Origin of the sequence: Halorussus rarus (assembly GCF_003369835.1) — an archaeon.
Lineage (GTDB): Archaea > Halobacteriota > Halobacteria > Halobacteriales > Haladaptataceae > Halorussus > Halorussus rarus.
This window is the reverse complement of sequence record NZ_QPMJ01000001.1, coordinates 1,542,823-1,556,836: the sequence shown is the minus strand read 5'-3', so window position 1 is coordinate 1,556,836 and position 14,014 is coordinate 1,542,823. Positions and strand designations below refer to the sequence as shown.

Here is a 14,014-nt window from a genome sequence, read left to right as displayed (position 1 = left end):
CCGAGCGTTGCCCACCCTCCGATGAAGCGGGTGCGGGTCGTCGTCGGTCTCGCGCTGGTCCTGGCGGCGTTCGCGGGGACCGTGACCCCGGTCGCTCGCTCGCCGACAGCCGCGGCCGACTCGCGGGCAGTCGGGCCACACCCGACGACCACCACCGGTTTCGGTTCGGCTCCGTCCGCGGCCCCGGGCCTGTCCTCCCACGGCCGGTTCGACGACGCGGCCGCGAGGGCACACGGCGGAGTGGTGGTCATCGCCGTCGAGAACGCGGCGACGAACCGTTCGATCGCGCCGGCGGTCCGCGAGGCGGCCGAGTACTGGGCGCGCCACAGCCGGCGATACACGGGTTTCCGGTTCGAGTACCGCGTCGAGTCGGACGCCGCAGATCCGACGTACCGCGTCCGGGTCGTCGATTCCATCGATAGCTGCGGCAGGAACGGGACGTACCTCGCGTGCACCGGCGTGGTTGGTCCGCGGGAGCCGGTGACGAACCACTCGATACGCGTCGTCGACGGGATGGCCCGCGAGTCGCTCGTCTACGCCCTGGTCCACGAGTTCGGGCACGCGCTGGGCCTGCGGCACGGCGATCGTCCCAGAGGGGTGATGAACGCGACCTACGAGGTGACCTGGCGCAGCGAGACACGACAGGGAGCCGATTCCGGGCTCTCGTCGGTGCTCGGTGACGATCGCGCTTCGACTACTGCCGGCCGACCGCCCGTCACGCCGGCGTGACGTCGAGGTCGTCGGTCACGCGGACCGAGAGTTCGTCGCCGCCGACCGCGACGGTGAACGCGACTTCGAGCGGTTCGGTCGGCTCGACGGTCAGTTCCCACCCGGTGACGTGTTCGGTCACCCGGTAGAACGGCACTCTGGTCAGGTCGACCCCGTGGTCCCAGTAGAGCGCGCAGACGCCCGGGTCGTAGAGCAGTCGGAACGACAGCGGGGCGTAGATACAGCGCTCGCACGTTCGACAGGTCGCGACCGCGTAGTACGATTCGGGGTGGGCCGAATCTCTGTGCTCGATGTCGACCGCGGTACTCCCCCCGCACTCGGGACACACGCCGTCGAGGGCGGCCCCGTACTCGTAGTGGACGCGCCTGTCGCACGCTCGGAGCACGTCCTCCGACGATTCGGTGTCGACGTGTCCCGGGGCGACGTCGTAGGTCACGACGGAATTTTCGCACTCGATGCACGACACGGCGAGCAGCGGGTTCCGATACCGAGCGCGGAGGCGTCGACTGCCGCAGGTCGGACAGTACCCCTCGACGACCGTCTCCTCGAAGGCGGCGGCCCGGTTGTAGCTCTCCGAGAGAATCTCCCTGACGACGCGGTCGCCGGCGTGGGTGAACGAGTACCCCCGGTCGTCGCGCCGGAGGAAGATGCCTTCGAGCCTGTCGAGGTGGTACGCGAGTTGGTTCGTTCCGTCGATGTCGACCCTATCGTAGAGCTCTGAGAAGCGCAACGTCCGCTGCTCCGACGACTCGGCGTCGGCGAACGCGCGGAGGATTTGAACCCGGTTCTCGTTGCCGAGCGCGGCGAACGCCTCCTCCGGGGACGCGCCTTCGGTACTGGCCATCGAGTGGCGAGTGGGACGAATCGGCCTTAGGGCTGTCGACCGTCGAGTCGACGACCGAACGACTCGAAGAAATTCGAGTGACTGAGCTGTCAAAGTTACTGATTTATGACAATACTTATCTTCCGAAGAGGTGCACGCCAACCATGACGCACAGTTCGATTCCGCTGGTCGACGACCATCCGGTGGCTGCGTTCTTCGTCGGTGCGTACGCCTACACCTGGGTCGTCTCGGCGCCCGCGGCGTTGATGCCGCCGAGTTGGACGGCGGCGATCCTCGTCTACGTCGGGAGCTTCGGCCCGCCGGTGAGCGCGGCTGCAGTGACGTGGCTGCGAGGCGACGACGTCGGCGAGTGGGCCCGCCAGATCACGAAGTGGCGCGTCGGGACCCGGTGGTGGCTCGTCGCTCTGGGACTTCCCGTCGCGGCCGCGGCGGCCATCACCCTCGGTATCCTCGCGGTCCGCGGGCCGGTCGACCTGGCCCAGACGCTCCCGTCGCCGGCCGTGTTCGTCGGCGTCTTCCTGTTCGCGATGGTGCTGAGCGGCGGGCTGAACGAGGAACCGGGTTGGCGAGGCTTCGCCCAGGCTCGCCTCAACGAGCGCTACGGTGCGCTCCGGGCGAGCCTCGTCGTCGGAGTTGTCTGGGCGGGCTGGCACCTGCCGTACTTCGTCATCCCGGTCACACCTCACTCGAGCTTTCCGCTAGTCAACCAGATCGGCTGGGTCGGCGGCATCCTCACGCTCTCGGTCGTCCTGGCGTGGGTGTACAACAGCACGGGTAGCGTCCTCCTCGCGATGGTGCTCCACGCGATGGCGAACACCGCCGACGTGCTCATCCCTCTGGCCGCCGACCGGATTCTGGTCGATGGCGTCGTGAACGAGCGCGCGGTCGGCGTCGTGACGAGCGTTCACCTGACGGTCTACGTGCTGATCGCTCTCGGTCTGGTCGCGTATTACGGGCGGAAAACGCTGGCTCGGGGACCGATTCCAGGCGCATCGGATGTCGGGGAGTAGGGGGAACTCGTCCTCAGATACCGGTTTGCGTATCCGCGAGTACGAAACAGACGACAATCGGGTCTTGTGCGCCGCGAAAAAAGGGTCGAAGAAGTCTAGACCGAAATCGCTCTAGAGTCTTGCGATTCTCGACGTCAATCGATGCGTTCAGATGATTCCTCGTGGCGGGTTGCGAGTGTTACGTAATGTTCAGCCGGGGCTGACGACGGTGAATCGTCGAGGTCTGCCTTCGGCTCGGCTGGCGTACCGGTCACGAGCGTTTCGGGTGGGACCTCTGTTCCTTCGGTGACGACGGCGCCGGCTCCGACGATTGCGTCTTCGCCGACGTGGGCGTCGTCGAGCACGACCGCGTTCATCCCGACGAGGGCTCCTTCGGCGACTGTCGCAGCATGGACGATGGCGCTGTGCCCAACCGTCGTCTTCGGTTCGAGTTCGGCGTCTTCGTGTAGTACGGCATTGTCCTGTACGTTTGCACCTGCTCCGACGACGATCTGACCGCTATCGCCTCGAAGCGTAGCGTTCGGCCAGACGCTCGCCTCCGCTTCGATTCTGACGTCACCGACTACGACCGCCGCATCGTCGACGTAGGCCGACTCTGCAATCTGGGGTGTCGTCCCTTCGAAGGACCGAATCATATCTTGGGCCGATACGACAGTCGGTCAAACTTTATCTCTGCCGAAAGGAGCCAAGTAGCTCACAGATCCACAAAGCCCGGAGTAATTTCCAGTCTCTATCCTGAAATGCGACAACGTACTCGTCCCATCTCGCAGGTCTCGGGGTAAGAGAGAGACTTATAATGGACCATGAGTAATAAGGTTTATATAAAAAAGGTGCCAGTACTCGGATGGCGGCAGAGGACCTTCCGACGAGCCACCCGCTTTCGTCAGCCTCTGACATCCCTCTTGCCGCCCTCCACCCGTTTCAATTCCCCCCTTCCCCCTTTCTCGACGCTCGAGGTGGTGTAAGTCTCACCCTCATAACTGTAGCACGAGACGTGCCCGACGCGGTGAGAGCGAAGCTCCAGAGAATCGAGCAGGGCGAGCTCGAAGACGATGCGTCCGACGAGAGCGAGATCGCTGACCTGCTGGAAACCGAGTAGCCTCCGGTCGAGGCTGAAACGATTCGGTCGGTCAGAGAAGACTCACCAGGATGCCCACAGCGTCTCAGAACACCTCGACGAAGCCGGTGTGCTCTGGAAGGTAGTCGAGTATCCACCACGCCAGGCGGGACTTCCCGCCGGGAGGGGTACACCGCGTCAGGCATGGTGGACCACCGCCCAGGTTCGTTCTCGATTGCTGCACGGGTCGCCTCGCGTCGCCCGTTCCCCTGGGACCAATGCACTCCTCGACGTATCTCTATTCTTCGAGGCTTTTCGATAGTAGCGAGGATGTGAAAGTAGTGGAAGGCCAGCCGGACCAACAATAAGACAAGGATTATATGTTAGCTCATATTCATTATGAGTGGCGGCAGAGGAAGCGACCACCGTCTCCCCCACCCACTGTCAGTCCCCTGCCGCCCTCCCCCGTTTCAGCCCATTTTTCGCGCACCACTCGGTGGCCGACTGGTCCAGTTCTCGCGAACCGTCACGTGGAGGTGGCGACGTAACGACGCAATCAGGGATTGCGGCCTCGGGCGAACCCACGCCAGAGGGCAAGTGTTTCTCGGACCGTGTCTGCGCCTCGTTATCGCCATCACCAACTACGGACGAGGAGGGATCCAGGAATACCGTCAATCACGGTGTGAGAACGCTTCTATGGCCCCCTCTCGAGTCGCCACCTGAAAGCAAGTACGAGTAGCGCGAAAAACAAGAACGCGAACCCGATTGCCGGGCCGAGTAGTCCCGTCGTGATCAGCGCGTGTTCGACAAACACGTTCAGTCCTAGCGGCTCTATCGCTGAATAGGGACCGGGTAACAGAGGTGGAGACCCGAAATAGACGTAAGCGAGGGGCAGTGCGAAAAGAAGGAATACAGAAATGCCTAGAGAATGCCCTCGAATACGCGCATACGGGGTTCGCCAGGCGGTGATACACACTGCAAGTGCCGAAACGACGCTCGTTGCCAGAAGGCCACCAACTGCAGCGATGACCGAAAGCGAAAAAGGCACCGGTCCCAGGATTTCTGCCGCGAATACTGTGCCGTACCAGAACGCCAGATAGACCGGCCAGACGCCGATCCCGATTGCGTATCCGTGGGGCGGTTTGAGGAACCGGTGTAACAGCAGCGAGTCAAGGGGAGGTCTGCGGCGGTCAATCCATTTGTCGAGGGCCTCTGCCTCCATGCTGCGGAGTTTATTTTCATATCTGTTAAACGTAGGGGCAGGACTGCCCGAGTGTCGGTGCTCTCGTCGATCATTGTTTTCCCGTATTGAGCGAATCGAGGAGCAAAGAACGAGTACGAGAATCTTCGTATGACACCAGCCGACCACCGCCAAGAACGAGAGTAATACTTAAGTTTGGTAAGTGGTACGACATGAACGCCGATGATCAACGTGGAACTACGAGAACTTCTTGAAGAAAAGACTGGAGCCCTCTTTTTGATCGCGGGAGGATTTCTATTGAGTCATATCGCGGTCAGGACTCTTCCGAATTACATCGCGCTCACGGTCCAAGAGAGACTACCGGGATGGGCCGGCTTTATCTTCTCCACCGGACTGTTTGGACTCATCGGACTTGCAATCCCGTTCGTTGCTTTGTTTGGCCTGTATCACCACCTGACTTCCAAGACCCCCCGACTAGCAGTTGCGGGTGGCGCTCTGATGGCACTCACACCGATTCTATATTTGAGTGGTCTCCTGACAGTTCTAATTCGTCCGCTCCCCGAAGTGCCGTATCTCCTATGGCTCAGCCCTCTGCCGTACATGATGGGGGCTGGGTCTTTCGGGCTGGCTTTCCTCCGGAAAAATGGTCCCATCCGCTTCGTGGGGATTCCGTTGCTTGTTTTCTCGGGGACATGGACTCTGATGTACACAGTCGCTCTGGAAAATGGGAGCGTCCCAGGATGGCTTCCGTTCGTCGAATTACTCGCTGTTTCTCTGATTGCGATGGGATACCTCCTCTACCCCAGCTCGACCGCCCCTAACGACGGTGCTCCTGCTGGTAGCTAACCGTTCACTACGTACTACAGCAGTTCTACGATTCGAAACAGGAGACGCTCATCCGTAATGGATACCGATATGACGGTCTATCTCGCCGCCGCACATCAATTCAACGTAACACCGCCTCCAGGCCTTCAGCACGACCTGCCCCCACGGAATCGTCTTTCTGCGACTCCTTCGTGATTTGCACCTGGACAACTTGCATGGAGAATATCGTCGCACAGAGCTGCTGAAGAGAGCGCGAAAGTCCGGTGAGTTTGAAAGTAAAGGCATAGCTACGCTGAATCGTTGAGTTCGATTTGCCGTACTACCGCCATTACAGTTCTCCTCGCTCCTCCAACTCCGCGGTGACACCATCCCCTAACCGACTGAAAGCTCTCGACGCATCGAGGGCGTGAGCTTGAGCGACAGAGCCTATACTGCTGATTCTGAAGCGGTAAGAGTTGGAGTGGGGTCGGAGGGATTTGAACCCCCGATCGACTGATATCTCCGGTGTGTGCGCCTCGGAACTCCAGAGGGTCGTCGTCGCGAGCCGATGATCAGTCGGTCGCTCGGTATATCAGCTGGAGTTTCGTCCCGGGCGCGTGGCCTCTGGAGTCAGTCGCCATCCCTGGCTTGGCCACGACCCCGCAGGACTCAGTTGGTCCATACGCCCTAAAGGGGTTTCGATTCCTTTCAGTCGCGGTCGGCGTCGGCCCAGTCGCAGTCCTGGCACTTCCGGCCGGTGACGAACTCGGTCACGCTCGGCATGTATCCGACTTCGAGCACGTCGCCGCCGCAGTCGGGGCACTCGCGGTCCGACTCCTCGATGGCTTCGGCGTCCATCACGCTCTCGCCCTCGATGAGCTCCGCCAGCGACTCGGGCGTCACCATGCGACCCTGCACGACGCGATTGTCGGCCATGTCACTACGAAGCGGGTCCGGGCGGGTAAGCCTTCCCGTCGCTGGTCGGCGACAGTAGAAACGGAGAACGAAGGCGTTCGTAACCGACATCGACGGCAATTCAGCGCGTGCAATCGAGCACTCGCACGGGCGACGTCACAGCCACGGTTCGCGCTCGTCGTCGGCCTCGCCGGGGTAGCCGTAGCTCGCGTCGTTCGAGTCCGACCCGCCCGAGCCGTCGGTGGCGACGGCGCCGAGCGCGTCGGATTCCGAGGCCGGCGCGGTCTCGTCGGGGGTCGTCTCGACCATGGCCGCCTCCGCGGCGGTCCCGTCGTCGGCGTCGTCGGCGCTCTCGTCCGCGGTGGGGTCGAACGCGAGTAGGCTGGTGACCGCGAGGACCGCCAGCGGCGCGTTGCCGGGCGCGAGCCCGAGCAGGCTGAGCGGCAGCATGCCCAGCGCGACCGCGCTCCCGAACCGGAAGCGGTCGATGTCGACGACGCCCCGGAGCCACGGCGCGGTCAGCGCGACGGCCAGCGCGAACGCGACGCCGGTCACCGCCGCCGCGGTCGCCATCAGGATGAGCTCGTAGTTGACCGTCGCGACCTCGAAGCCGCCGGGCTGGAAGCTCGCGATCATCCCGAGGCCGACGATGACCGCCGGCCGGGGCAGGTACTCGCCGAGGCGGGAACTGGCGGTCTTGGCGGCGATGGCCAGCATGACCAGCGCGGCGAACCGCTCGAAGGTGGCCGAGTGGAGCACGCTCTCGATGGTCGGCGCGAACGCGGCCTCGACCGCCGCGATCGCGATGACCCCGACGCCGACCGTCAGCACCGACGCGGCCTGCTCGCGGGGCGTGCCGTCCATCTCGGCGAGGATGACCGCGACGGTTGCGCTCCCGCCGAAGACGAGCAGTCCGACCTGCAGGACGCCGGTGACGCTGTCGACGCCGCCCGCCAGCACAAGCGCGGGGAAGATACCGTCGACGAGCGGAAGCGCCATGACGGTGGCCAGCAGCTTCGTCGCGCCGCCTACCTGCCGCTCCAGGCGAAGGGCGACCGGGTGTTGTGAGCTACTCATCGGACGCTAGCTGGCGCGGCCGTACCCGCCGGCCGAACGGTGGTGATGTTCGCGGTACCTTCGATGGACGTCCTCGCCGCCGGAGTTCCATCGGCGTCCCACGAATGTGTTCTCTACCAGTGTAAGGAAGTCCATCGCGAAAAACGGTTTGCAGGAGCTGGCGGTCGCGATCGGCTGACCAGCAGTGCACGCTGCGATGGGACTGGTAGAGTCCATACCGGATACGAATCGGGTTTCAAGCATAAACGTTGCGTGAGAGACAACCACATCCAACTACGAATCCTCAATTCACTACTTATGCCGACTCAAATGTCGTTCGGTTCGACGTTCGTCAAACGCAAATATTCTATTGAGTGGATTTACATGTTCGGTCGGCCGCGCGACTGCACTGCCGAGTGCGGACGCGACCGTAGGGGAGGCGGATTCACAGTCGGTTGCACGAGCGTGCATATCGTGTGTCGGTGTGACGTCCGAACCCGCAGCATCTCGCAACGTTTTTCACGAGGGGATACGTTCGGCTTACATGGAAAGAGATTCTCCGCAGACCGGTCAGTTCACTGATAAACTCCGCGTCCCGGAGGCGCTGACCTTCGACGACGTCCTTCTCCGACCCAAGGAGAGTCGCGTCGAGCCCGACGAGGCCGACGTCTCCACCTGCGTCTCGGCGAACGTCGAGATCAGCGTCCCGATCCTCTCGGCGGCGATGGACACCGTGACCGAGAGCCAGATGGCCATCGCGATGGCCCGCCAGGGCGGGCTGGGCGTCATCCACCGCAACCTCGACGTCGACGAGGCGGTCGCCGAGGTCGAGCGCGTCAAGCGCGCCGACGAGCTCGTCATCCGCGACGTGGTGACCGCCGCCCCCGACCAGACCGTCCGCGAGGTCGACGCCATGATGGAGCAGAAGGGCGTCTCGGGCGCCCCCGTCACCGACGATGACGGCGACGTGCTCGGCATCATCTCGGGCACCGACATCCGGCCGTACCTCGAAGTGGGTGACCGCGACGAGGTGCGCGAGGCGATGACCGACGAGGTCATCACCGCGGGCGAGGACGTGACCGCCCGCGAGGCGCTCGAACTCATGTACGAGCACAAGATCGAGCGCGTCCCGGTCGTCGACGACGACAACCGGCTGACCGGCCTGGTCACGATGCAGGGAGTCCTCCAGCGCCGCGAGTACCAGAACGCCGCCCGGGACGAGAACGGCCACCTCCGAGTCGGCGTCGCGGTCGGCCCGTTCGAGACCGACCGGGCGGTCGCCGTCGACGAGGCCGGCGCCGACGTCCTCTTCATCGACTGCGCGCACGCGCACAACCTGAACGTCATCGACGGGGCGCGCGAGATCCGCGAGTCGGTCGACGCCGACGTCGTTGTCGGCAACGTCGGCACCCGCGAGGCCGCCGAGGACGTGGTCGACTTCGCCGACGGCATCAAGGTCGGCATCGGACCCGGTTCCATCTGCACCACGCGGGTCGTCTCCGGCGCGGGGATGCCCCAGATATCGGCCATCGCCGAGGTCGCGGACGTGGCCGCCCAGCAGGACGTGCCCGTCATCGCCGACGGCGGCATCCGTTACTCCGGCGACGCCATCAAGGCGATCGCCGCGGGCGCCGACGCGGTGATGCTCGGGTCGTACTTCGCGGGCACCGACGAGGCGCCCGGCCGGGTCATCACCATCGACGGCAAGAAGTACAAGCAGTACCGCGGGATGGGGTCGGTCGGCGCGATGCAGTCGGGCGACGGCGACCGCTACCTCAAGGACGAGCCCGAGGAGGACGAGGAGTACGTCCCCGAGGGCGTCGAGGCCGCCGAACCCTACAAGGGGAGTCTGGAGAGCGAGCTTCACCAGCTGGTCGGCGGGATGCAGTCCGGGATGGGCTACGTCGGCGCCGAGACGATTCCGGCGTTCAAGGAGCGCAGCGAGTTCGTCCGGGTCTCCGCGGCGGGCCAGACCGAGGGCCACCCCCACGACGTGATGATCACCGACGAGGCGCCCAACTACAGCCCCAACGAGTAGCGACTCGTCGCGACGACCGGGTAAAAGGCGAATCGTCGGAACAGACGTCGACCGAACTAGCCGGCCGACGTCTGGCACTTCGGACCGCAGTACCCGTTCTCGGCGGCGTTCGCGCTCTCGTGGGCCTTGAACTCGTCGCCGCAGTTCTCGCAGGTGTACGTCTCGAAGTCCGGCATGGTTCGTAGTGCTTCCAGCCGAATCCCTTGGACGACGTTTTCGTTATATTCTGTGGTTTCTGCTGTTGGAGCCCCGGCGACGACGGAATCTGTCGGGGTCGAGACTCGACCCGAGATCGGGAACGGGACCACGAACCGGCGGAACTGTCGGACGACGGAATCGGTAACTGCGTCCGGGCTCAACCGTAAGTCGATCCGATGGAACTCTCGATAGTCGACATCGCCCCGGTCCGGGCCGGGAGCACCGCGACCGACGCCTACGAGGACACGATCGAATTGGCGCAGACGGCCGAGCGCCTCGGCTACTCCCGGTTCTGGGTGGCCGAACACCACGGGCTGGCCGACTCGATAGCGAGCACGACCCCCGAGGTGCTGATCTCCCGTCTGGCGGCCGAGACCGACGAGATCCGGGTCGGCTCCGGCACGGTCCTGCTCAACCACTACGCCCCGTTCAAGGTGGCCGAGACGTTCGCCTCGCTCGACGCGCTCGCGCCGGGTCGCATTGACCTGGGGCTCGGCCGGGCGACGGGCATGCCCGCTGCCGACCGCGCGCTGCGCTCCGGCGGACCGCGTCGGGCGGGCGACGACCACGCCGAGAAGATCGAGGAGACCGCGCGACACCTCTACGACGCGTTCCCGGACAGCCACCCGTACGGCGATATCGAGATTCCGCGCTCGCCCGACGGGACGCCCGAGGTCTGGGTGCTGGGGTCGAGTCCCGCGAGCGCGGAGATCGCCGGCGACCTCGGACTCCCCTACGCGTTCGCGGCGTTCATCCGGCCGACCGCGGCCGCGGACGCCATGGCGACCTACCGCGAGCACTTCGAGGAATCCGAGTTCGACGCCGGCCTGGACGACCCCCACAGCGCGCTCGCCGTCAACGCCGCGTGCGCCGAGACCGACCGCGAGGCTGCGCGGCTCCGTGCCTCGTCCGAGGCCGCCTACAGGCGGATGCAACGCGGCGCCTTCGGCCCGCCGCCGTCGGTCGATGAGGCGGTCGACGAACTCGGCGGCGTGCCCGACCCGACGCCGGAGTCGCTCCCGCCGGGCGAGTGGCCTCGCGCAATTTCGGGGAGTCCGGACACGCTCGCGACGCTGCTCGACGAGATGACCGACGCGGTCGGCGCCGACGAGGTGATCGTCCAGAATCTCATCGAGGACCCCGACGACAGGATCCGCTCGCACGAACTCCTCGCCGAGGGGGTCGGTCTGTCGCCGCGCTGAGAGCCGGACGTCGTCGGACGAAAACCACGCTACCGCCGCGCCCCGTTCGAAACGTTCAGAACCGTCGCCCCGGAATCTCGACCGATGACTGGCGAGGTCCGCCGCGCCGAGACCGAAGCCGAGCGCGAGGACGCGCTCGCGGTCCGGTACGAGGTGTTCGTCGAGGAACAGGGCGTCCCGGAGGACCTGGAAGTCGACGGCAGGGACGACGAGGCGATCCACTTCGTGGGCTACGACGCGCCCGAATCGTACGACGAAAGCGTCGATGGCGGCGACCTCCGGCCGGTCGCCGCGGCCCGCCTCCGAGAGGTCGGCGACGCCACCGGCAAGGTCGAGCGCGTCGCGGTTCTGGAAGAGCGTCGCGGCGAGGGCTGGGGCCGGGCCGTTATGGCGGAACTCGAAGCGACCGCCGCCGCCGAGCGCGGCCTCTCGACGCTCACCATGCACGCCCAGACGCCGGTCGAGGGGTTCTACCGGTCGCTGGGCTACGAGACGACCAGCGACGTGTTCGAGGAGGCCGGCATCCCCCACGTCGAGATGGAGAAAACGCTCGATTGAACGCTTTTCACGCGGTCGGGCCACTGTCCCGACGTGAAGCTCGTCCTCTGCGGACCGCCGGGGGTCGGCAAGACCACCGTTGCCGAGCGACTGCGGGACAGGCTGGTCGAACGCGGCCGCGAGTTCCGACTGCTCCACTCCGACGACTTCTCGCGGAACACGTACCCCCAGATGTACGAGCGCGTGACAGAAGCGGACCACGAGACCGACTGGATTCTCGACGGCACCTTCTACAGCCGGCAGTGGCAGGACCGGTTCCGGGCGCTCCCCGAGACCCATCTCGTCGTGCTCACGGCGAGTCTGAAAACGGCACTGGAGCGAAACCGTGACCGCGAGGACTCCATCGATGAGTCCGGCGTCCGGGCCATGCACGCGAAGTTCGAAACGCCGGAATCTCCGGATTTATCGCTGGCCACCGAGGAACTGTCCGTCGAGGAATCAGTGGATGCCTTAGAGCGGTACGTGCTGACGTGGAACGAACCACGGTGAGATGGTTATTGCTGATTGACTACTCGAATCCTCTGCCGAGGCTAGCATTCGCAGGCGAGCGGTTCGGAGAACCCGAGCGCAGCGATTCACCGCAAGCGACGGAACTGCGAGCCGACGGCTCGCAGTTCGTGAGGGCAGCAGATGGTCGTAGTACGGGCCGGAAGGGATTTGAACCCCTGACCGTCTGATTAAGAGTCAGACGCTCTCCCTAACTGAGCTACCGGCCCAACGCATCCCGAAATTACCGGGTGGGACGTAAATACGTTTCCGTTTCCGCGGACTGTTACCCCTTTCGATTCCGGGGCGAAACCGACAGACGGCTCGCCTTCGAACGCGCGCCTCGATCCCCGGAATCTGGGTCGAAGGTCTGCTTCGGGAACGTTAAGTGTGGTCCGAAGCTACGCCACAGTATCAATGAGCGCCGGGATTACCATCTCCTCGATGTCCGACTACGCCATCCTGGGCTGCGGGAGCGTCGGGCACGCGGTCGCCGAGGAACTGGTGGACCAGGGCAAGGACGTTCTCATCATCGACCGGGACGCCGACCGGGTCGAAGCCCTGCGCGACCAGGACCTCAACGCCCAGACCGCCGACATCCGCGAGGAGGACCTCTACGAGACAATCGCGGACAACGAGGTCGTCCTCATCATGTCCTCGGACGTCGAGGCGAACAAGGAGGCGGTCCGGAACATCCGCGAGAACGGGGGCGAGCAGTTCGTCGTCGTGCGCGCGAGCGACCCCGTCTCGGAGGACGAGCTCACCGAACTCGGCGCAGACGTGGTCATCAACCCCTCGGAGGTCATCGCCGACTCCGCCCTGCGCGCGCTGGAGACCGGCGAACTCGAGTACAAGGCCCAGCAGCTCTCGGAGGTCATCGAGGCGACCGACGACGCGCTCGCCATCGTCACCCACGACAACCCCGACCCCGACTCCATCGCCAGCGCGGTCGCGCTCCAGGCCATCGCCGACACCCTCGGCGTCGATGCCGACATCCTCTACATCGGCGACATCGGCCACCAGGAGAACCGGGCGTTCGTCAATCTGCTCGGCATCGAACTGCTCCCCTACGCCGACGCCGACGTCGACTCCTACGACACCATCGCGCTGGTCGACCACGCCAAGGCGACCGAGGCGACGTTCGACCGGCCGGTCGACATCTTCATCGACCACTTCGAGCCCGACGAGGAGTACGAGGCCGAGTTCGTCGACATCCGGCCGAGCGTGAGCTCGACCTCGACCATCCTGACGAAGTACATCCAGGAGTTCGACCTCAACGTCAGCGAGGAGGTCGCCACCGCGCTGCTCTACGGCATCCGGGCCGAGACGCTCGACTTCAAGCGCGACACCACCCCCGCGGACCTGACCGCCGCGGCCTACCTCTACCCGTTCGCCAACCACGACACGCTCGAACAGGTCGAGTCGCCCTCGATGTCGCCCGAGACGCTCGACGTGCTCGCGGAGGCGATCACCAACCGCGAGGTCCAGGGCAGCCACCTCGTGAGCAACGCGGGGTTCATCCGGGATCGCGACGCCCTGACCCAGGCGGCCTCCCACCTGCTGAACCTGGAGGGCATCACGACCACCGCCGTCTTCGGCATCGCCGAGGAGACCATCTACCTCGCCGCCCGCTCGAAGGACATCCGGATGAACATCGGCAAGGTGCTCCAGGACGCCTTCGCCGACATCGGCGAGGCCGCGGGCCACTCGACGCAGGCCAGCGTCGAGATTCCGCTTGGCATCTTCACCGGCATCGAGACGACCGACGACAACCGCGACACCCTGCTGTCGCTCACCGAGGAGGCGGTCAAGCGCAAGCTGTTCGACGCGATGGGCGTCGAGAGCGGCGAGGGGTCGAACGGAAGCTAGTCGGCCGTCGCACCCGCTATTCGTTCGGAGTGCGGTCCGACGCGTCG

Annotated in this window: 14 protein-coding genes, 2 tRNA genes and 1 pseudogene; 10 read left to right on the top strand and 7 right to left on the bottom strand. The window is 64.8% G+C overall.

Annotated features, from left to right (window positions below):
- Window positions 1–21: 21 nt before the first annotated feature.
- Window positions 22–729, top strand: coding sequence for a matrixin family metalloprotease (locus DVR07_RS07475; RefSeq protein WP_115796103.1), 708 nt, complete (start codon window positions 22–24; stop codon window positions 727–729).
- Here the strand turns inward: DVR07_RS07475 and DVR07_RS07470 are convergent.
- On the bottom strand, window positions 716–1,573 hold the full coding sequence (locus DVR07_RS07470) for a winged helix-turn-helix domain-containing protein (RefSeq protein WP_115796102.1): 858 nt from the start codon (window positions 1,571–1,573) through the stop codon (window positions 716–718). The genes DVR07_RS07475 and DVR07_RS07470 overlap by 14 nt on opposite strands.
- Window positions 1,574–1,716: 143 nt before the next feature.
- Between DVR07_RS07470 and DVR07_RS07465 the strand changes: the two genes are divergently transcribed.
- Window positions 1,717–2,583 carry a CPBP family intramembrane glutamic endopeptidase gene (locus DVR07_RS07465; RefSeq protein WP_205254496.1) on the top strand — a complete coding sequence of 289 codons (867 nt, stop codon included), beginning with the start codon at window positions 1,717–1,719 and terminating at the stop codon, window positions 2,581–2,583.
- A 134-nt stretch (window positions 2,584–2,717) separates the two neighbouring features.
- On the opposite strand, the gene DVR07_RS07460 is transcribed toward DVR07_RS07465, so the two are convergent.
- Complete coding sequence (locus DVR07_RS07460) at window positions 2,718–3,218, bottom strand: gamma carbonic anhydrase family protein (protein WP_115796101.1); 501 nt, start codon at window positions 3,216–3,218, stop codon at window positions 2,718–2,720.
- A gap of 209 nt (window positions 3,219–3,427) precedes the next feature.
- On the opposite strand from DVR07_RS07460, the gene DVR07_RS21450 reads away from it, so the two are divergent.
- Entirely contained in the window at window positions 3,428–3,682 is a 255-nt protein-coding gene (locus tag DVR07_RS21450; protein ID WP_162829476.1) for a hypothetical protein, read from the top strand.
- Between the two features lie 498 nt (window positions 3,683–4,180).
- A pseudogene (locus DVR07_RS07450) lies at window positions 4,181–4,326 on the top strand (IS5/IS1182 family transposase); the annotation flags it as partial.
- An 8-nt stretch (window positions 4,327–4,334) separates the two neighbouring features.
- Here the strand turns inward: DVR07_RS07450 and DVR07_RS21445 are convergent.
- Window positions 4,335–4,862 (bottom strand): hypothetical protein, encoded by a 528-nt coding sequence (locus DVR07_RS21445; protein WP_162829475.1) that lies wholly within the window; start codon window positions 4,860–4,862, stop codon window positions 4,335–4,337.
- Window positions 4,863–5,063: 201 nt separating this feature from the next.
- Between DVR07_RS21445 and DVR07_RS21440 the strand changes: the two genes are divergently transcribed.
- Window positions 5,064–5,687 carry a hypothetical protein gene (locus tag DVR07_RS21440; protein WP_162829474.1) on the top strand — a complete coding sequence of 208 codons (624 nt, stop codon included), beginning with the start codon at window positions 5,064–5,066 and terminating at the stop codon, window positions 5,685–5,687.
- 440 nt (window positions 5,688–6,127) lie between these two features.
- Here DVR07_RS21440 and DVR07_RS21435 read toward each other — a convergent pair.
- From DVR07_RS21435 to DVR07_RS07440, 3 genes are all read right to left on the bottom strand, one after another.
- A tRNA-Trp gene (locus DVR07_RS21435) sits at window positions 6,128–6,307 on the bottom strand.
- A 46-nt stretch (window positions 6,308–6,353) separates the two neighbouring features.
- Window positions 6,354–6,581: a DUF5795 family protein gene (locus DVR07_RS07445; RefSeq protein ID WP_115796100.1), complete on the bottom strand. Its 228-nt coding sequence runs from the start codon at window positions 6,579–6,581 to the stop codon at window positions 6,354–6,356.
- A 135-nt stretch (window positions 6,582–6,716) separates the two neighbouring features.
- Window positions 6,717–7,637: a DUF5794 domain-containing protein gene (locus tag DVR07_RS07440; RefSeq protein WP_193570023.1), complete on the bottom strand. Its 921-nt coding sequence runs from the start codon at window positions 7,635–7,637 to the stop codon at window positions 6,717–6,719.
- Between the two features lie 523 nt (window positions 7,638–8,160).
- Here DVR07_RS07440 and guaB point away from each other — a divergent pair.
- The 4 genes from guaB to DVR07_RS07420 all read left to right on the top strand — a co-directional run bounded on the left by guaB (window position 8,161) and on the right by DVR07_RS07420 (window position 12,101).
- Window positions 8,161–9,654, top strand: a complete 1,494-nt coding sequence (gene guaB / locus DVR07_RS07435; RefSeq protein ID WP_115796099.1) for an IMP dehydrogenase — start codon at window positions 8,161–8,163, stop codon at window positions 9,652–9,654.
- Between the two features lie 374 nt (window positions 9,655–10,028).
- Window positions 10,029–11,054 carry an LLM class flavin-dependent oxidoreductase gene (locus tag DVR07_RS07430; protein ID WP_115796098.1) on the top strand — a complete coding sequence of 342 codons (1,026 nt, stop codon included), beginning with the start codon at window positions 10,029–10,031 and terminating at the stop codon, window positions 11,052–11,054.
- An 84-nt stretch (window positions 11,055–11,138) separates the two neighbouring features.
- Complete coding sequence (locus DVR07_RS07425) at window positions 11,139–11,612, top strand: GNAT family N-acetyltransferase (protein WP_115796097.1); 474 nt, start codon at window positions 11,139–11,141, stop codon at window positions 11,610–11,612.
- A gap of 33 nt (window positions 11,613–11,645) precedes the next feature.
- Window positions 11,646–12,101 carry an AAA family ATPase gene (locus DVR07_RS07420; RefSeq protein WP_115796096.1) on the top strand — a complete coding sequence of 152 codons (456 nt, stop codon included), beginning with the start codon at window positions 11,646–11,648 and terminating at the stop codon, window positions 12,099–12,101.
- A 153-nt stretch (window positions 12,102–12,254) separates the two neighbouring features.
- On the opposite strand, the gene DVR07_RS07415 is transcribed toward DVR07_RS07420, so the two are convergent.
- Window positions 12,255–12,328 (bottom strand) — tRNA-Lys (locus tag DVR07_RS07415).
- Between the two features lie 187 nt (window positions 12,329–12,515).
- Between DVR07_RS07415 and DVR07_RS07410 the strand changes: the two genes are divergently transcribed.
- Window positions 12,516–13,967 carry a DHH family phosphoesterase gene (locus tag DVR07_RS07410; RefSeq protein WP_115796095.1) on the top strand — a complete coding sequence of 484 codons (1,452 nt, stop codon included), beginning with the start codon at window positions 12,516–12,518 and terminating at the stop codon, window positions 13,965–13,967.
- Window positions 13,968–14,014 lie beyond the last annotated feature (47 nt).